At 76.5% G+C, this 429-nt stretch carries 1 protein-coding gene; it reads left to right on the forward strand.

The window, feature by feature from the left end; genetic code table 11:
* Positions 1–429: SDR family NAD(P)-dependent oxidoreductase (locus tag G3I65_RS42955; protein WP_160701176.1), on the forward strand; the 429-nt coding region annotated here is incomplete at both ends.

The raw sequence follows: 429 nt of genomic DNA on the forward strand, positions 1-429 counted from the left end.
ACCGGCGGCCCGGCGCCGCCGACGACGTCGTCGCGGCGATCGAAGCGGCCGGCGGGCGGGCCCGCGCGTTCGCCGCCGAACTCACCGACGACGCTGCCTGCCACGCCCTGCTCGACGCCGTCGCGGACTGGGGCGGACGGCTCGACGCGCTGGTCAACAACGCCGGCGTCCAACCGGTCGAGCCCCTCGAAGACCTCACGGCCGAGCGCTGGCGGGCGATGCTGGACGCGACCCTGACCAGCGCGTTCTCCTGTACCCAGGCGGCGGCCCGGCTGATGGGCGACGGCGGCAGCGTCACGCACGTCGCGTCGATCGAGGCCCGCCAGCCCGCACCCGGCCACGTCCACTACAGCGCGGCGAAGGCGGCGCTGGTCATGCACGCGCGCGGCGCGGCGCTGGAGTACGGGCCGCGCGGGATCCGGGTCAACA

Source organism: Amycolatopsis sp. SID8362 (genome assembly GCF_010550475.1).
Classification (GTDB): Bacteria; Actinomycetota; Actinomycetes; order Mycobacteriales; family Pseudonocardiaceae; genus Amycolatopsis; species Amycolatopsis eburnea.